A 17685-nucleotide genomic window follows, 5' to 3' on the forward strand; every position below is an offset into this window, starting at 1 on the left:
GCCTCAGCGCCACCCGAGAGCGGGGGCAACGTGGGTGAGAACCGCTTCGATGACATGGGCGTTGTAGTCCACGCCAAGCTGGTTGGGAACGGTTAGGAGCAGCGTGTCGGCCTCCGCTATGGCCTCGTCCTTCGCCAGCTGTTCGATAAGGACGTCCGGCTCGGCCGCATAGCTTCGACCGAAAATCGCCCGCGTCTTCTCGTCGATGAATCCGATCTTGTCTTCATCCTGGCTGCCTCGGCCGAAATAGGCGCGGTCGCGGTCGTCGACCAACGCAAAGATGCTGCGGCTGACCGACACTCTCGGCTTGCGTTCGTGACCTGCCGCCTTCCATGCCTCGCGGAACGCCCGGATCTGATCGGCCTGTTGAACATGGAACGGAAGGCCGCTCTCGTCGTCCTTGAGCGTGGAACTTTGCAAATTCATCCCCAGCTTGGCCGCCCAAACTGCGGTGGCGTTGGAACTGGCGCCCCACCAGATCCGCTCGCGCAGACCCTCCGAATGCGGCTCGATGCGTAGCAGGCCGGGAGGATTGGGAAACATTGGCCGAGGGTTGGGCTCAGCAAAGCCTTCGCCGCGCAGCACATCGAGCAGAACTTCCGCGTGGCGCCGGGCCATGTCTGCGTCGGTCCCGCCTTCGGGCGGCTGGTAGCCGAAGTAACGCCATCCATCGATCACCTGCTCGGGCGAGCCGCGGCTGATGCCGAGCTGCAGGCGCCCGCCGGCGATGATGTCGGCCGCGCCCGCGTCCTCGGCCATGTACATCGGGTTCTCGTACCGCATGTCGATGACGGCGGTGCCGATTTCGATGCGGTTGGTCTTGGCGCCGACGGCCGCAAGCAGCGGAAACGGCGAGCCCAGTTGGCGGGCGAAGTGATGCACACGAAAATAGGCCCCGTCCGCGCCCAGCTCCTCGGCAGCAACGGCCAGGTCGATGGACTGCAGAAGCGCGTCGGACGCCGACCGCGTTTGCGATTGCGGCGAGGGTGCCCAGTGCCCGAACGATAGGAAGCCGATCTTCTTCATGATTGTGCAGCCTCTGATGTTGCAGTCACTGCTTCATGGCACAAAACCGACTGGGGATATAGGCATACCATGCGCGGGGGCTCGCCAAGGCGATCCGAGCAGGCGATGCACCCCGATTACTCAAGCGTCCGGGAGCGTAAAGACGGCGCAGGGCGTTGCGATGCCGCGCAACACGTGTTCGCCGAGTGGCACCAGCGGCATAGTGGTCTCGGCGGCGACCGCGCCCGAGATCAGCACCGAACGCCCGAGCGGCCGGCACAGCCCTTCCAGCCGGCTGACCAGGTTGACCGCGGGACCAATGGCGGTGAAGTCCAGCCGGTCTGCCGCGCCGATATTGCCCCACAATATCTCGCCGAGATGCAGCGCTACGCCGAAGGGGAGCGGCGGCAGCCCCTGCGCTTCACGCGCGGCATCGAGATGGGCCATGCCGGCGCGGGCAGCGACGACCGCGCGCAACGCCGCTCCGCAGGCCTCGGCCGGTGTACCGGCAACCGGAAAGATCGCTAGTAGGCCATCACCCATGAACTTCAACACTTCGCCCCCGAAGACGTGTATCGCGCCGGCGACGCGGTCGAACCAGGCGTCGAGGGTGGCGATCATCGCCTGAGGCTCCGTTGCCTCGGAAAGGGCGGTGAAGTTGCGCAGATCGGTACAAAGCAGCACGGCGCGGATGGTCTCTCCGGTGCCCCGGCCGAGCGCGCCGGCCTGCACCCGGGCGGCACTGCGCCGGCCGAGATAGGCCTCCAGCAGCGTTTCCAGCGCTGTCCGTTCAGCCAAAGCAGCCAAAGGCGCGGCGGCGAAGCGCGCGGCCTGGCGCAGCCGGCCGGTCTCGGCGGGGCCGAATGCCCGGCTGCCGGCCCAACCCAGTATCAATCTGTCCGCCGCCGGTCCGACCGTGTTCTCCTCAACCGGACCAAGCCCGGCGAGCCAGTCGCGCCCGGCATGATTGGCTGCACCGCCCGCGAAACCCAAGGCCTCGATCACCGTCCCGGTCTCCGCCCGCCACAGCCATGTGCGGTGGGCGACGATTGGATGTGGCACTGCCAGCGTCAGGGCACCGCCGGCGAGCGGAAGGCCATCGGCCACCAGTCGGCCGCCGAGATCGGCCAGGAACCGGTCAGGGCCCGGCGAAGCGCCGGCCTCGTCCACCAGCCAGGCAAGGGGTCCGGGAAGGTCCATGCCGCGATCATAACGTTACGTTCCATTATCTGTCATCCGCGCTACTGCATCTTTCCTTAAATCGGAACCGATTTGAGAATGAAAACAAGCGGCAAATTCAAAGCGTTACAGCGACCCCAGTATGCCTGAAATAACGCTTGGCGCTGTAAGTGGTGGCGCAGCCGATCCCAGCGGTCTATCATCGGTTGGCCCGCTCCGGCGCTAGTCCCTTTCGCCGTAGTAGGGCAGCCATCGCAACCTTTGGGGGAGACCGATGCAAGAGGCCCTCGTCGTCCGCCGCGAAACGCATATCCCGGCGCCGCCCGCCGCAGTGTTCGCCCTGCTCACCGATCCTGAAAAGATCCTGCGCTGGATGGGAACGGAAGCCGAGGTCGAGCCGGAGCCCGGCGGGCTTTATCTCGTCAACGTCACCGGGGCTCGCTTCGCCCGCGGCTCCTTCCGCGAGGTCGTACCGGTGCACCGCCTGGTATACAGCTTCGGCTGGGACGACAGCGAGATCGTGCCGCCGGCGTCGAGCCTTGTCGAGATCGACCTCATCGAGCAGCCAGACGGAACGCTGTTGCGCCTGACCCATAGCGGCCTGCCCAATGCCGAGCAGTGCGCCGGCCATGCGGAAGGTTGGGCCCATTACCTCGACCGGTTGGCCGAGGCTGCGGCGGGGCGCGACCCGGGGCCGGATCCCTGGCACGGCCGCACCGGCTGACGTCGGCCGTCAAGAAGCTGCCGGACCTCAAGGCACCGTTTCGCAGATAGCGCGCGCGTTCAACAGGCCCCAGCCGAAGACCGGATCCTTGCCCGGGTCCCCGAGATCCTCCACGCTCCCGGTCAGCATCTCGCGGATCTGTGCGGGCGCGAGTTCCGGTTTCGACGCCTTCAGCAGTGCCAGCGCGGCGGTCACGAAAGGTGCTGCAAAAGACGTGCCCGTTTTCAGACGAGCCCCGCTGACAGAGGCCGCGGTCCAGACCGCGACACCCGGAGCGGCGAAGTCGATGTGCTCGCCGCGGCCGGCGCGCCTGTAGGGCCGCTTGCGCCTGTCGGTCGCGGTTACCGCAACCACCTCTTCGTAGGCCGCGGGATAGGCTGGCTCGGCCTTGGGCCCGTCATTGCCGGCGGCAGCAACCGTGATGATCCCGCGTTCGCCCATTTTCTCCACGGTCCGTTCAAGCAGCAGATTGGGCGGGCCGGAGAGGCTCAGATTGATGACCTGCACCTGGCGGCCGGCGAGCAGGTCAATGGCGCGAACAAGATCGAAGGCACCGGAGCGGTCGTCCTGGCGCCCGGCGCGGTGAAACGCGTCCACCGCGATGAGCTTGCCGGCCGGTATCAGGCCCGGCGTACGGCTCGTCGCTGATCCCACGAGCAGTGCCGCGACAGCGGTGCCGTGCTGCCGGCCGGATTCCGGCAACTCTTCGTCGGCAAGGCGGATGATCTCGATGTTCCCGTGTTCGAAGGCGTCGTGTTCAGGGTTGATCGCCGTATCGACAAGGCCGATCCGCACCCCGCCTGCGCAAGCGCCGGGCCAGTCTTGGGCCGACGGCCAGCCAATGACGCTGCGCGCCAGGCAGTCGGTGGCGGCACATGGCCGCTCGGCCCGTTGCTCCGGCCGGAAAAAATGATTGAAGTCGACGATCGCTTGAGGCGCCAGGGTCCGGGCTTGCTCCCGGGCGGCATCAAGCGTCAGGCCCGAGGGAATGCGAAGCTTGATCACTTCGGTGTCGAACGTCGCCATTGCAGCTCGTCCGAGGACCTGGAAGCCGGACGCCGTCAACTGCTCGAGTTGAGCCGGGCTGAAGCCAAGCGCGACGATCTCGTTCGGCGCCTGGATAGCGGGCGCCGGCGGCTGTGAGCGTCGCAAACTGCCTCGTCTTGGCAGCAGGCCGCGGAACGGGAACTTTCCGCCACTCCATCCTGCACCGGCGCGGAAGGAGCCGGAGCCTCGGGAGCCGCCGCCATCGTCGTCATCGTCGTCGTCGGCGAGCGCCTCATTGGTCCCGAGCATTTGAAACACCATCGCGTCCCTGGGAACCATGATGTCGCCTGCCACCAGTGCGATTGCTGTAATTGGGGCGATCAGTGCAACTTTGAGCGCGAGACTGGTCAACATCCGAGAACCTCGATCGGCTTGGCAGTGTTCAAACAGGCGATGCATACCTTGTACGGCGGCGGCCGGTGCCGGTAGATTGGAATGAAACGGTCGAGTCGTCGATCTATTCCCTCTTCTATAGCAATGCGTCTTCTCAGATGCACAAAGGTCGCTATAGACTTTGAATTGCCGCATGGTTTTATCGTTGAATCGGACCGATTTAAGTAGCGGTAGCCAGAATTGCGGAGTTTCCGGATGAACAGTGCGGTGAAAGACGTCGGTGAACGCCTGATAGCGTTCCTGCCCAATCTCCGCCGCTTCGCCATATCGCTTTGCGGCTCGCGTGATATCGCCGATGATCTGGTGCAGGCGGCCTGTGAACGGGCGCTCGCCAGTGCCGAGCGCTTCGAGCCTGGCACGCGGTTCGACGCCTGGATGTTTCGCATTCTCCGCAATCTCTGGATCGATCAGGTGCGCAAGCAGAAGACCATGGGCGTGCAGGACGATATTTCCCAACGCCAGGATATCGCGGGAGCGCATGGAGAACGCGAAGCCGAGGCGCGGTTGACTCTGACCACGGTGGCTGAAGCGATCGCCGACTTGCCGAACGAGCAGCGCGAGGTGCTGCTTCTGGTCTGTGTCGAGGAGCTTTCCTATCGCGAAGCGGCTGACGTGCTGGGCGTTCCGATCGGAACGGTCATGAGCAGACTGGCGAGGGCACGCAAGAATCTTGCCGAGGCTGCCGGAATAACGGCGACGACCACTCGTTCTCAGATGATGAAGGACGTGAAGGAATGACCAAAACGGATTTTTCCGACGAAATACTCATGCGCTTCGCCGACGGCGAGCTCGATGCCGAAACTTCCGCTGAGCTCGAGCGGGCGATGGAGCTGGACGACGAACTCGTCTCGCGCGTGGCGCTCTTCATCGAAACGCGCGCGGCGGCACAGACCGCTATGAAGCCGCTTCTCGACGAGCCGCTGCCGGCCGAACTCTCGGCTGCCGTCGAAAAAATGGTCAAAGAGAAGACGCAGAGTGCTTCCGATGCCAGCGTTCTGCCTTTCACGCCGCGCGCTGCAAATAACCGTCGGGCGAACCGCTGGCTCGCACCCATAGCCGCCTCTCTTGTGGTCGTCGTTGCCGGCATCGGCGGATATTGGCTGCGGGGCGGCGGGGAAGCGGTGCTCGACGGCGGTTTGCACGTCGCCGGCATCAGCGGCTCCGCGCTTGATGATGCGCTGGCGACGGTCGCCACAGGCGAGGAAAGGCAATTGCCGGATTCCAACCAGCGCTTTCGAGCGATAGCGACGTTCCGCGATAATGCACAGACTCTGTGCCGGGAGTTCGAAGTGGACTCGGCCGACCGCTCGACCGTGGTATCAGTTGCGTGCCGCACCGGAGTCGAATGGCGCGTGACCTTCGCCGTCGTTGCGCCCGGCGCCAGTGGCGGTTACGCGCCGGCATCGTCCACCGAGACCCTCGACGCCTATCTCACCGCGATCGATGCCGGGCCGCCGCTTGAGGCAGCGGAAGAGGCTCAGGTTCTCAGCCATCTACGCGAGCGCGCGCCAAGGTGAGACTGGCGCATGCCGCTGCCTGTTTTCTTAAATCGGAACCGATTGAAGGGCAAACGTGCAGCAAATCCAAAGTGCTGCTGCGACCTCTGCGCGTCTGATGAGACACGCGCGCTGTAGTGATGGAATAGAGGCGCCGATCGCCCGTTACTCCACCGGACCGAAAGAAACGGTCCGGTTTTCAGAAGGAGTAATGGCATGAAAAGGCATTGGAAGCTGAGCACCGCGCTCCTCGCCAGCCTCGCAGCATTTGCAGGTTCTGCGGCCGAGGCGAGGGAACATCCATTGATCTATCCTGACGTCGAGAATTCGCCCAGGCAAACCGCGCACACGGCGGGCCGGAGCGACGGCGAGATCATCGTGGCCGGCAACAGTTCGTCCAATTCGAGTTCGAATTCGTCGAGCAATTCGAGTTCCAACTCGTCTTCCAACAGTTCCTCGAACTCGAGCTCCAATTCGTCCTCGAACAGTTCTTCGAACAGTTCCTCGAACACGAGCTCGAACAGCTCGTCCAACTCGAGCTCGAACAGTTCTGACCGGTCGTATCGTCCAGGCAAGTTGTGGCGCGCGTGGCGCTGAAATCCGCTGCATGCTTCCTTGAATCGATGCCGAATTAAGGATGAAACGTGCAGCAATTCGAAGACGCGGCAAGAAGAGGGGGCCGGACAATCGATCCGGCCCCCTTTGTTTGACCGCTAGAAAGATCAACGAGCGGCGCGCGCCGTCTTACGATACCAGCCGGCTCCGGCGATGGTGTTTCGGTGAATCGTCTCTCGCTCCATGGCTTCGTTGCGTGTTTCGGCGCGGATGTCTGCCGTGACGGCCGCATCAGCGCGGCGGAACGGTATGACCTGCACGAGCGGCGTCCCCTTTTCGATGGCGTAAAGTCCATCAGGCGCCGTCGCGAAGAACGGAAAATGGATATGAGCGGCGTAGGTGTCGGTATCGACGACGCCGGCAACGCATTCGAACGGTTGCCCCGCCCGGTTGAGGGGCGGCAGAAACAGGCAGCTCCAGCCGGGCGGAGTGCGGATGGACCAGTAGTTGTGAAACTTGCACGGTGGCGACGGCTCTCTCGGATTTCCCGCTACCTGATGGGCACCATGATTGCTGACCATGACCCGGTCGAATTCCCAGCCTGCCTCGACGCTGCGGCCGCCATCCTTGATTTCCAACCTGACGGTCGCCGCGAGCGGCAGGATCCAGCCCGTGGTCATGGCATCGAGAAAGGGCATGCAGCGTTTGACCGTCAGACCATTGTTGGTCGTCGACAGATGCGTTTGATCGACTGCCGGCAGCTTCCGGAACCAGTCCGGTAGAACCGATTTGGCGGGGAGAGGCGCCGCGATAACACCGTTGTCCTCCGGACGGCACAGAAAGCGGATCACCCGCGGTTCTTTCTTCGGTAAGTGAAACATTCCGGTTCTCCAGTTGAATAGGATGGGAGAAACGGAACCGCGCGACTTCTATTCCGCCGCGACTGCATTGAGACCTTACAAACCCCTGCGGGCTCGACATAGCCCGTCCGCAAGGCACCGCGCATGTCGGCCGACGCTGAAAACGGGTTGAAGTCGCCGGCCGGACACACGATTCTTATGTCATCGGAAATGCGGAGGCTCACGTGATGGCACCGACAGTGCACCATTACTTCATCTTCGAAACCGCAGGTGGTTTCTGCGGCATCGCCTGGAGCGACCATGGCATTACGCGCTTCCAGCTGCCGACGAAAAGCGCCGGCGCGACGGAGCGAATTCTGCTGCGTCGCCTGCCGGATGCCGAACCCGGTACCCCTACGCCCGACGTGCTTGAAGCAGTCGCGGCCGCAAAGCGCTACTTCGAGGGGGAAGAAACGGATTTCTCCGGCGTCAGGCTCGATCTCGCCGGGCAGGACACATTCTTCGGGGAGGTCTATGCAGCGGCGCGGCGCGTCCGTTGGGGGCAGACGACCACCTATGGTGCGTTGGCGAAGGAACTCGGCGCCGGACCGGAAGCGGCGCGAGACGTTGGCCAAGCCATGGCGAAGAATCCAGTTCCGCTGATCATTCCCTGTCACCGCGTCCTGGCCGCTGGCGGCAAGATCGGCGGTTTTTCGGCGCCGGGCGGCGCATCGGCCAAGACGCACATGCTCGAACTGGAGGGCGTCCATGTCGGCGCTCCAGAGCCTGCGCAACATTCGTTTGGCTTTTAGAGTGACATAACTCCGGACGGAAACGCGTTACGGGCTTTCCGGGAATTGCTCCAGCCGGCAACACCGCTCCACGGCTTCATGTCGATCGTATCGAAGACGGCGCGCGTTGCGGATCGAGCGGCACGCAGCGTTAACCACAAACCCAGGTTGTCCGCGTATCGATGTTGCCGAAGCTGTTAAAAAATCATTAATGATAATATAAGTCGCGCAACGGACAGATTTTGGGGCGCTTGAAGCGCACCTATCCATGTTGTTCCGGTGATTTCGGAAATAAACATTAATTGAGAAATTGCGTAAAATTTTAAGAAAGGGCTGAAGAGTCGAGCTTGTATTGTTGGACCGCATGAGAACTGCATTTTTTCTTCGGTCCTGAATAATTTACCATCCCAATGAAAACACTCGACAGTTAAACTCTTGCTGTCGAGACCCGGTCTATGTTTTGCGCTGTTGTCAGCGGGCGTGAGAGTGTTTCGTCATGTGCGGTTTTGGTGGCTATTTCGGTTCTGTTCCGGATGGAAGGGCTCTTCTCGAAAAGATGACGGCCGCGATTGCCCATCGCGGTCCCGATGAAGAAGGCGTGTTTACCGCGCCGCAAGCCGGTCTCGGCCATGTCAGGTTGTCGATAGTCGGGCTCGGAGACGGCCAGCAGCCCATGTCCGATGCTACCGGCGAACTGACGATCGCCTTCAACGGCGAAATCTTCAACTATGTCGAACTGCGCGACGAACTTCGCGCCAAGGGCCGCCGCTTCCGCACGTCCAGCGACACGGAGGTCATTCTCCACCTTTACGATGAAATGGGCGAGGACTGCGTGTCACGCCTAAACGGCGACTTTGCCTTCGCCCTATGGGACAATCGCCGCCGGCGGATGATGCTGGCGCGTGACCGCATGGGGGTCCGGCCCCTGTTTTATACGATGCAGGGGGGAACGGTCTATTTCGCCTCCGAGGTCAAGGCGCTTCTTCAAGTCCCCGGCCTGTCCGCAGAGATCGATCCCATCGCCCTCGATCAGATCTTCACGCTGTGGGCGCCGATCGCACCGCGGACGCCGTTCCGGGACATCTGGGAACTGGAGCCCGCGACACTGATGATCGCCGACGAGCGGGGCGTGACGACACGGGCCTATTGGAGGCTCGAGTTTCCGGATCGGGATGCGCCGCCTCGGCATACGCACGAAGGTCAGGCTGCCGAGGAATTGCGCGCGCTCCTGACCGACGCGACGCGCATCCGCATGCGGGCCGACGTGCCGGTCGGCTCCTACCTGTCGGGCGGTCTCGATTCGTCCATCGTCTCGGCGCTCGCCGCCGGCATGGCCCCGCAGGGCCTTCGAACCTTTTCCGTGACCTTCGACAGCGCCGAACATGACGAAAGCGCCTTTCAGAACGAAATGGCCGCCGCTCTCGGCACCGACCACAGGGCGGTTGCCTGCCGAGCAGGGGATATCGCCAGGGTTTTTCCGGATGTCATCCGTTTTGCCGAAAGGCCGGTGCTTCGAACTGCGCCGGCACCCTTGTACCAACTCTCCGGCCTGGTGCGCGATTCCGGCCTGAAGGTGGTGCTCACAGGGGAGGGGGCGGACGAAGTTTTCGCGGGCTACGACATCTTCAAGGAATCGCGCGTGCGCCGCTTCTGCGGCCGGCAGCCCGGCTCGCGCATGCGGCCCCACCTGTTCCGCAAGCTCTATCCCTACCTGCCGGGCCTCAAGCAGCAGTCGCCCGAATATCTGGCGGCGTTTTTCGGCGCCGGGAACGACCCGCTTGACGACCCGCTCTTTTCGCATCGTCCACGGCTCAACGGGACGGCAGCGACGAAGATGTTCTTCTCGGGCGATTTGCGCGCCGAGCTGGCGGGCTACGATGCGGCCGATGAACTCATCGGCCGCTTGCCCGAGGCCTTCGGCCGCTGGCATCCGCTGCATCAGGCGCAATATCTCGAAAGCCGATTCCTTCTGCCGGGCTACATCCTTTCGAGCCAGGGCGACCGCATGGCCATGGCCCATGGCATCGAAGGCCGCTTCCCCTTCCTCGATCACCGTCTCGTCGAATTCGCCGCGGGACTGCCGCCGGAAATGAAGCTCAAGGGTCTGGTGGAAAAACACATTTTGCGTGAGGCGACAAAGGATCTTTTGCCGCCCTCGATCGGCAAGCGGACGAAGCAACCCTATCGCGCGCCGGACAGCCATTCGTTCAGCGGCCCGGGCGAGCTCGACTACGTTCGCACCGCGATGGGCGAAGAGGCGATTGCCGCCGGCGGTCTCTTCAACGCAAAGGCCGTCGCGAAACTTTGCGAGAAGTGCCGGGCGCGTCCGGCCTCGGGCTTCCGCGACAACGCGGCTTTCGTCGGCATCCTGTCGACGCAACTGTGGCTGCAGACATTCACCGGTACCACCATCCGCGCGGCGGAGGCCGCCTGAAACCAGACGGAAAGGGATGACACATGACAGAAACGATCAAGGACAGCGTCAAGGCGTTCATCGTCGAGAATTTTCTCTTCGGCGACACGTCTTATGAACTCGCCGACACCGCATCGCTGATCGAGAACGACATCATCGATTCGACCGGGGTGCTGGAACTCGTGGCCTTCATCGAGGACCGCTTCGGCATCGCCATGGCGGATGCGGATATCGTCCCGGCAAACCTCGATTCTTTGGCACGCATTTCCGCATTCATCGCGGCGAAGAGCGCCGTGCCGGTCTCGGCATAGACGGCGGCTGGTTGGGGGCGTCACGCGCATGCGGTTCGAGCAATTTCTCATCAGGAACGCCGGAGCAAACGGAGGCAAGACGGCGCTCGTCACCGAGCGTAAGCGGCTGCGGAACGACGAGCTCGATGAGCTCTCGACCCGTCTCGCCGCCGCTCTTCAAGCAAATGGCGTCAAGCGGAACGATCGGGTCCTTGTTTTCATGGACAATTGCTGGGAGGCGGCGGTTTCGATTTTCGCGACCCTCAAGGCCGGCGCCACCTTCAGCCCGATCAACGCGTCGACGAAGGCCGACAAGCTCGCCTATATCATCGGCGATTGCGAGGCAGCGGCGATCCTGACCCAGGCCAAGCTGATGCCGATCGTCACGGAAGCGCGCATGCTTCACGCCGCGCCGCTCTTTGTCGCCGCCACGGCGGCCGCGAGTGGCCGCACACCCGAAGGAGCGGCGTCGTTCGAGGAATGCCTGGCGTCCGAACCCCTGCCGGTTCTTCATGGCGGCATCGATGTCGACCTCGCTATGCTGATCTACACCTCGGGCTCGACCGGCAGGCCCAAGGGAGTGATGATGACGCATCGCAATATCGATGCGGCTTCGGAGTCGATCACCACCTATCTCCGCAACAAGCCGGACGACGTCATCCTCAATGTCCTGCCGCTTGCCTTCGATTACGGTCTTTATCAGCTCCTGATGGCCATCAGGCTTGGCGCGACGCTGGTTCTCGAAAAGTCCTTCGCATTTCCACAGGCGATCTTCGAGCGAATCCGTGCCGAAGGCGTAACCGGCTTTCCGCTGGTGCCGACGATGGCCGCGATGATCTTGCAGATGCGCGATCTCGAGCCGGGGTTCCTGCCCAGCCTTCGCTATATTTCCAATACCGCTGCGGCCTTGCCGCCGGCGCATATCGCCAGGCTCCGCGAGCTCTTTCCCAGCGCGCGGCTTTATTCCATGTACGGCCTGACGGAATGCAAGCGCTGCACCTATCTGCCGCCTGAAGAGTTGGATCGCCGACCCGGATCTGTCGGCATCGCCATTCCCAACACCGAAGCTTTCGTCGTCGACGACGAGGGAAACCGTGTGCCGCCAGGCGTTCCGGGCGAACTGGTGATCCGCGGCCCGCATGTGATGCAAGGATACTGGCGCAACGACGCAGCGACCGAGCGCATGCTGCGCCCCGGCCCGAACCCCTGGGAAAAGGTGCTTCATACAGGTGATCTCTTCCGCGCGGACGAGGAAGGCTTCCTCTATTTCGTCGGCCGAAAGGACGACATCATCAAGACGCGCGGAGAAAAGGTGGCGCCGAAGGAGGTCGAGACGGTGCTGCATGCCCATCCGGGAATCGCTGAAGCCGTCGTCATCGGCGTCCCCGATCCGGTGCTTGGCGCTGCGATCGGCGCGCTCGTCGTTCTTTCGGACCTGGCCCTGAGCGAGAAAGACATCATCCGTCACTGCGCCCGCCATCTTGAGGATTTCATGGTGCCGAAGATCGTCGAATTTCGCACCGAACTCCCGAAGACCGACACAGGCAAGGTCAGCCGCAGACTGGCGGCGGAAACATTGGAGCTTGCAGAATGAACATCCGCCCGGATCAGGATAAATTTGCTTTCTCGGCCGACAGCTTGAAGATCGACGCGGCCGCAGAGACGGACCGCATCGTCGCGGGGCTCCGCGCGCAACTGCGCGGCATGCGTAAGCGCGGTCTCGTGCTCGGCCTTTCCGGCGGCATCGACTCGAGTGTCTCGGTGGCACTGGCCGTACGGGCCGTCGGTGCCAGGAACGTCTTCTGTCTGTTCATGCCGGAAAACGACTCCGATCCGGAGAGCCTTCTCCTCGGCCGGCTGGTAGCGGAAACCTTCGGCGTCGAGGCGATCATCGAGGATATCGGACCAACACTCGCGGCGATGGGCTGCTACGAACGCCGCGACGCCTTCATTCGAGAGCTGGTGCCGGAGTACGGGCCTGGCTGGGCATCGAAGATCGTCATCGCCAATGCGCTCGAAGGCGACGGCTACAACATCTCCTCGCTGGTCGTGCAGGATCCGGAGGGAAGGCAGACGAAATTGCGCATGCCGCCCTCCGTCTACCTCGGCATCGTCGCCGCGACGAACATGAAGCAGCGCACCCGCAAGCAGATCGAGTATTACCATGCCGACCGGCTGAATTTCGCCGTTCTCGGAACGCCGAACAGGCTGGAATACGACCAGGGCTTCTTCGTCAAGAACGGCGACGGAGCGGCGGACGTCAAGCCGATCGCCCATCTTTACAAGTCACAAGTCTATGCGCTTGCCGCCCATCTCGGCGTCCCCGAGGAAATCCGGCGCAGGCCGCCGACGACGGATACCTATTCGCTCGAGCAGACGCAGGAGGAGTTCTACTTCTCGCTCCCCTACGACCGCATGGACCTTTGCCTCTACGGTCTCAACAACGGCGTCAGCGCCGAGGAGGTCGCCCGCGCGGCGCAACTGACAGCGATCCAGGTCGAACGCGTCTGGGCGGATATCGCCGCCAAGCGCAAGGCGACCCGATACCTTCACCTGGGCCCGCAGCTCGTTCATGCGGTCGAGGAAATCGGCCACGAATAGGGCCAAGTCGTGAGGCGTGTGGCTGCCGCTTGATCTAGAGCGCCGTGCGTTCAAATGAACGCACAAAGGTCGCTCTAACACTTGATTCTAGAGCATTTTATCCGCTTTCGATGATTCCACCTGAAAACGGGATGCTCTAGTCGAAGCGTCCGCCGATCAGCCGGCTCCAGTGCTCACCTGCCAGCCCATTCATGAAGCCTTGCGCATTACGGAAGGCTTCGACGAGTTCTCCGTCGCGGGAATGGATGACGGTCGAAGCGGCATGGACGAAACCGATGCGACGGCCGAGCATCGCTTCCAGCAGCGCTGGCTGGGTTCGGCCACGCAAACCTGCGGCGCCACGTGCGGCGGCATGTTCGATAAGGCAGTCGATGACGGCACCGGCTTGCCCCGGCACGGCAAGGACCTGGAGCACCCGGGCGATGCCACCGGCGCGCGCATGGTAGAAAAACGCACCCACCGGCGTTCCGCCGCGGGCGGTAACGGCGGCGAAGACGGGCTCGCCATAATCCGGCTTGTCGACGGCATCCGCCAATACACGATCGAGCTGACCCGCAGCCCAGTCGGGCCGGAGAGCAAACTGCGCCGTCAGCCGCTCGAAGAGGCCGGCGAAGGCCTGGCGATCGATGTCGGCGGCCTGCAATGTTCCGCGGACCGGCGGGCTTTCCGGCAATCCGGACCAGCGCAAGTCATCGCGGTCCATCCTGCTGCGATAAATTTGATCGATCGAACGTGCCAGCGGGCTCAGCAGGCGGGCGGGACGGATGCGGCTTGCGACGAGGTCGAGCGCGAAAGCCGAGGGTCGCACGACCCGCACCCAATCGAGGCTGTATTGCGGCAGGGCGATGCCGCGCAGTTTTGTCCACATTTGCGCGGAAACCTCGCTTGCGGTTTCGCTGAAGGAAAGATCCTGCGGGCCGGCGAGAAAAGCCTTGAGAAGTCTCGCGCCGGCCAGCGGGTCGCCTTCTCGCCCTTCGACCATCAGCGAACCGCAGATCGCAGCGCGCAATCGTCTGCCATTGAAGGTCATTGGCAGGGCGTTCACGCCGACGAAGCCGGAAATGCGTCCTTCGCCGTTGACGTATACGAGCGGCGAGATCTCCGGGTCGCATCCGGGCGATTCCAGATAGAGCTGGCGAAGATAGTCGATGAAGGCAGGCGACGCGGTTTCGCCGTTGCGAAATACCCTCTGGAACAGCCCGGCGACGGCCGGAATGTCGGCCGTCTCCAGAGGACGGATATCGCTCATCTGCCGCGTCCTTCGCCTGCGGACCCGTCGGCGGGGCTTTCGAGTTTCTGCACAAGCGCGACGCGCGGCTTGCCTGTCGCGTCCATGGCAAATGTGACGGCGCCATAAGCCTTGGTCCGGGCGAGGAGCGCGATCGCCTGCCGCTCCTGTCCCTCTCCGAACTCGAACAGCAGCCAGCCACCGGGCTTCAGAAAGGCGATGGCCTCGCGCACCAGCCGCTGATGGATGGATATGCCGTAGGGGCCGCCGTCGAAGGCTTCCCGCGGTTCGGTTGCGAGGAGATGGGCGCTGTCGCTTTCGAGACGCGATGTCGAGATGTAAGGAGGGTTACAGACGATCAGGTCGATCGCGCCTTCCAGACCCTCGCCTTCGAGCGCCGCGAAAAGATCGCCTTGCCGAATGGTCACGCGTTCCTGAAGCGCCAGACGCTCGACGTTGCGGCGGGCAAGCGCCACGGTGCTGTCCGTCAGGTCCGCGCCCCATACCCGTGCGGACGGAATGTCCGCCGCGATACCCAAAGCAAGATTGCCCGAGCCGCAGCACATGTCGATGACTGTGGCTTCTGCGCCGAGATTGCGAAGGACGGTCGCGGCGCGGCGTCCGAGGAGCTCGGTTTCCTCTCTAGGCACCAGGACGTCCGGTCCCAGTTCGAGCTCGACGTCCATGAACCGAACGAGCCGAGCCGAGGGGCCGTCTGCGTGATTGCCGCGCAAATGATCATGGGCCTGCTGCACGAACGCTCCTTCGTTTGCTGGATGGAAATCGTGACGACACTATCGCATCCAGGTAAACGGAAGCTGAAATGCAATTGAAGCGAGTATGTTAACCGCGCAATCATTTCTGCTTGGTAGTGTTCGCGGCGGTCGATGCCGGTGACCGCGCGGACCACGCGTCCGCCCGAATGCCGCGCACAACGTCAGGTAGTCGTCAAAGGCAGATCGTAATGGCTTCGGAATGCGCAACGGAACCGGGCAGGTACAAGCCATTTCTGCCGATGCTGCTGTCCTATATTGCGTCGGGCGGCAGTCTCGTCATCGGGTCCGCTGCGCAGCTTCTGACCTTCGCCATTCTCGCCCGCTGGCTCGGCGTGCATGAATTCAGCGTCTTCGTGGCGATTACCGCGGTCGCCAACATTGCCGTTCATTTGTGCGGGCTCGGTGCCATGGAGTGCCTCGTGCGCCGGGTCGCGCGCGACCGCACCATGTATCCGCAAATGCTTGGCCACAACATCATCCTGACGGCGGCAAGCGGTGCGGCGCTGGTTCTGATCGGAGCCGTGGTCCTGCCGTTCTTCCTTACGCTTTCCGCCGATCCGCTGATGAATTTCGCGGCGATCACGCTGATGCTCGTGACCAACGTGGTGCTGGTTCGCATCATCGTTCTGGTGGAGCAGATCTTTCTTGCCCATTCGGATTTCGCTTCGGCGAACATGGTCGTGGTTGGGTTCGCGGTTGCACGGACGGCCGCGGCCGCGCTCGCCTGTATTGCCTTCGGTGTCGCCACGGTCGCGTCATGGGCTGTTTGGCAGTTCATATGCCACGTTCTGGTGGCTTTGGCCTGCATGTGGGCCATCAGAGGGTTGGGTAAGCCGCGCTATTGCATCGTTCGTGAGGAAATGCCGCAAGGCCTTTATTTCAGCATTCCGTTTATCCTGCGCGCGGTACGCCAGAACGCCGACCTGCTCGTCTTGAGTCTCGTGGCGACGGCCGAGATTGTTTCGAGCTACAGCGTTGCACGCCGGATGCTGGAGAGCAGCTATCTTTCCGTCGAGGCGCTCCATCGCCTCATCTACCCCGGTTCGGCCAGAATTTCCGCGGCTGGGCTGCACCATGCGCTGGAGCGGGTGCGAAAGGTGCTCCTCGCCGCCACCGGCATAAGCATCGCGGCGGCGGTGGTGGTTTTCGTACTGGCGCCAATCCTGCCCTATCTGTTCGGCAAGGATTACATTTCTCTCGTCGCTTTCGTCAGGACTCTTTGCTGGGTCGTCGTGCCGATGGCGATTTGGTCGGTTGCGGTGGAAGCACTCGGCGCCTCGGGGTACCACGCTGGCCGCGCAACAGTCATGGGACTTGGCAGTGTGGCAGGGGCCGCACTGGCCGCCTGGGCGAGCTGGTATGCACCGCCTCTCGGCACATTCGTTTCGTTCTATGTGATCGAGATTGCGATGGTTGTCTCCGCATGGAGCGTGTTCCTGCATTTCGTGCGCCGCGACAGGGAGCAGGCCGGTCGGCCGGAACTTCCGGCAAGGATGGTGCATGAAGGCTGAAGCACGGGAGGTCCAGACCTTCACGACCGCTGAAACCGACCTGTGCCGCCCGGCCGGCATCAGGGCCATGGAGCGCGGCGATATCCCCACGATCGGCAAAATGTTCAACAAGATCTTCCGCGAGAGCGACTGCGAGACGGGGGAAGATCTCGGGCGCTACCTGGAGACCGTCTTCTTCGGCAGCCCCCATTACACTCCGGAGTGCGGGAGTGTCGTGCACGAGAATGGTGCGGGCGACATCGACAGTGCGATCCTTTCCGTTCCGATCGGCTTCGTGATTCACGGCCGCCCCACTGTGGCCCGGCTCCTCTGCGCCTTCATGGCGGACGGCAGAGCCGGAGCAGTCGGCGCGGCGCGGCTTGCCCGCATGATGCGCGCCGCGCGCCAGGAGATGTGCTTTTCGGACAACTCCTCTCCAGTGAGTGCCGATCACTGGGTTGCTGGCGGAGGCGTCGTTCTGCCCATCCAGAGTCTCGAATGGCGACGCTCGTTTCGGCCGTTCGTTGCGGGCGCTGTCCTTGCGAGCCGGCGAGTTCCGCTATTGCGGTCGCGCGCCGTCATTGGTGCACTCGCATTGGCCGATCGCGCGCTGCGCTGGCGAAAGCCGTCGACGAAACCGGCTTCGGTGCCGGGATATGAGACGCGGGCGGCAAGTCTCGAGGAGTTTCGCCAATGCGCAGGACCGATGCTGGAGCGTTTCTCGGTCCGCCCCAGCTGGTCGAGATCGGAGTTTGATTGGCTCGCCGGCGTCGCCTCCTTGAACAGAAGCCTCGGGACGCTGCAATGCAGGAAAGTGATTTGTGAAGGCGGACGGACCGTTGGTGCATTCCTCTTCTT

The 17685-nt window shown here is 62.9% G+C and carries 17 protein-coding genes; 10 read left to right on the forward strand and 7 right to left on the reverse strand.

Features of this window, described 5'->3' with window-relative positions:
• Positions 1 to 3 precede the first annotated feature (3 nt).
• Together QN224_RS00085 and QN224_RS00090 are read right to left on the reverse strand one after the other, a co-directional pair.
• Positions 4 to 1026, reverse strand: a complete 1023-nt coding sequence (locus QN224_RS00085) for an LLM class flavin-dependent oxidoreductase (protein WP_283975089.1) — start codon at positions 1024 to 1026, stop codon at positions 4 to 6.
• A gap of 120 nt (positions 1027 to 1146) precedes the next feature.
• On the reverse strand, positions 1147 to 2205 hold the full coding sequence (locus tag QN224_RS00090; protein ID WP_283975090.1) for an adenylate/guanylate cyclase domain-containing protein: 1059 nt from the start codon (positions 2203 to 2205) through the stop codon (positions 1147 to 1149).
• A 253-nt stretch (positions 2206 to 2458) separates the two neighbouring features.
• Between QN224_RS00090 and QN224_RS00095 the strand changes: the two genes are divergently transcribed.
• Positions 2459 to 2908, forward strand: coding sequence for an SRPBCC domain-containing protein (locus QN224_RS00095; protein WP_269279819.1), 450 nt, complete (start codon positions 2459 to 2461; stop codon positions 2906 to 2908).
• Positions 2909 to 2935: 27 nt separating this feature from the next.
• Here QN224_RS00095 and QN224_RS00100 read toward each other — a convergent pair whose 3' ends face one another.
• Positions 2936 to 4309 (reverse strand): S8 family serine peptidase, encoded by a 1374-nt coding sequence (locus tag QN224_RS00100; RefSeq protein WP_283975091.1) that lies wholly within the window; start codon positions 4307 to 4309, stop codon positions 2936 to 2938.
• Between the two features lie 234 nt (positions 4310 to 4543).
• Here QN224_RS00100 and QN224_RS00105 point away from each other — a divergent pair, with 234 nt between their 5' ends.
• Both QN224_RS00105 and QN224_RS00110 read left to right on the forward strand, forming a co-directional pair.
• The gene (locus QN224_RS00105) at positions 4544 to 5086 is read left to right on the forward strand and encodes an RNA polymerase sigma factor (RefSeq protein WP_283975092.1); all 543 of its coding nucleotides are present in this window, start codon (positions 4544 to 4546) and stop codon (positions 5084 to 5086) included.
• On the forward strand, positions 5083 to 5865 hold the full coding sequence (locus tag QN224_RS00110) for an anti-sigma factor (protein ID WP_283975093.1): 783 nt from the start codon (positions 5083 to 5085) through the stop codon (positions 5863 to 5865). Before QN224_RS00105 ends, QN224_RS00110 begins: the two co-directional genes overlap by 4 nt.
• A gap of 287 nt (positions 5866 to 6152) precedes the next feature.
• Here the strand turns inward: QN224_RS00110 and QN224_RS00115 are convergent, their stop codons facing one another.
• A complete protein-coding gene (locus tag QN224_RS00115) occupies positions 6153 to 6377 on the reverse strand; it encodes a hypothetical protein (RefSeq protein ID WP_269279809.1) in 225 nt (74 codons plus the stop codon).
• A gap of 189 nt (positions 6378 to 6566) precedes the next feature.
• On the reverse strand, positions 6567 to 7280 hold the full coding sequence (locus tag QN224_RS00120; RefSeq protein WP_283975094.1) for a DUF6065 family protein: 714 nt from the start codon (positions 7278 to 7280) through the stop codon (positions 6567 to 6569).
• Positions 7281 to 7486: 206 nt separating this feature from the next.
• On the opposite strand from QN224_RS00120, the gene QN224_RS00125 reads away from it, so the two are divergent.
• From QN224_RS00125 to nadE, 5 genes are all read left to right on the forward strand, one after another.
• Positions 7487 to 8050, forward strand: a complete 564-nt coding sequence (locus tag QN224_RS00125; RefSeq protein WP_283975095.1) for a methylated-DNA--[protein]-cysteine S-methyltransferase — start codon at positions 7487 to 7489, stop codon at positions 8048 to 8050.
• A 475-nt stretch (positions 8051 to 8525) separates the two neighbouring features.
• Positions 8526 to 10463 carry an asparagine synthase (glutamine-hydrolyzing) gene (asnB, locus tag QN224_RS00130; protein WP_283975096.1) on the forward strand — a complete coding sequence of 646 codons (1938 nt, stop codon included), beginning with the start codon at positions 8526 to 8528 and terminating at the stop codon, positions 10461 to 10463.
• A gap of 23 nt (positions 10464 to 10486) precedes the next feature.
• On the forward strand, positions 10487 to 10753 hold the full coding sequence (locus QN224_RS00135; protein ID WP_269279798.1) for an acyl carrier protein: 267 nt from the start codon (positions 10487 to 10489) through the stop codon (positions 10751 to 10753).
• A gap of 28 nt (positions 10754 to 10781) precedes the next feature.
• Positions 10782 to 12326 carry a class I adenylate-forming enzyme family protein gene (locus tag QN224_RS00140; RefSeq protein WP_283975097.1) on the forward strand — a complete coding sequence of 515 codons (1545 nt, stop codon included), beginning with the start codon at positions 10782 to 10784 and terminating at the stop codon, positions 12324 to 12326.
• Positions 12323 to 13333, forward strand: coding sequence for an NAD(+) synthase (gene nadE / locus QN224_RS00145; protein WP_283975098.1), 1011 nt, complete (start codon positions 12323 to 12325; stop codon positions 13331 to 13333). Before QN224_RS00140 ends, nadE begins: the two co-directional genes overlap by 4 nt.
• Before the next feature lie 136 nt (positions 13334 to 13469).
• Here the strand turns inward: nadE and QN224_RS00150 are convergent, their stop codons facing one another.
• Together QN224_RS00150 and QN224_RS00155 are read right to left on the reverse strand one after the other, a co-directional pair.
• A complete protein-coding gene (locus QN224_RS00150; protein WP_283975099.1) occupies positions 13470 to 14582 on the reverse strand; it encodes a hypothetical protein in 1113 nt (370 codons plus the stop codon).
• A complete protein-coding gene (locus tag QN224_RS00155; protein WP_283976064.1) occupies positions 14579 to 15247 on the reverse strand; it encodes a HemK family protein methyltransferase in 669 nt (222 codons plus the stop codon). Before QN224_RS00155 ends, QN224_RS00150 begins: the two co-directional genes overlap by 4 nt.
• A gap of 278 nt (positions 15248 to 15525) precedes the next feature.
• Between QN224_RS00155 and QN224_RS00160 the strand changes: the two genes are divergently transcribed.
• Entirely contained in the window at positions 15526 to 16848 is a 1323-nt protein-coding gene (locus QN224_RS00160; RefSeq protein ID WP_283975100.1) for a lipopolysaccharide biosynthesis protein, read from the forward strand.
• A 67-nt stretch (positions 16849 to 16915) separates the two neighbouring features.
• A partial coding sequence (locus tag QN224_RS00165) for a GNAT family N-acetyltransferase (protein WP_283976065.1) occupies positions 16916 to 17685 on the forward strand: 770 nt, incomplete at its 3' end.

It is taken from the genome of Sinorhizobium sp. 7-81, from assembly GCF_030124405.1.
Lineage (GTDB): Bacteria > Pseudomonadota > Alphaproteobacteria > Rhizobiales > Rhizobiaceae > Sinorhizobium > Sinorhizobium psoraleae.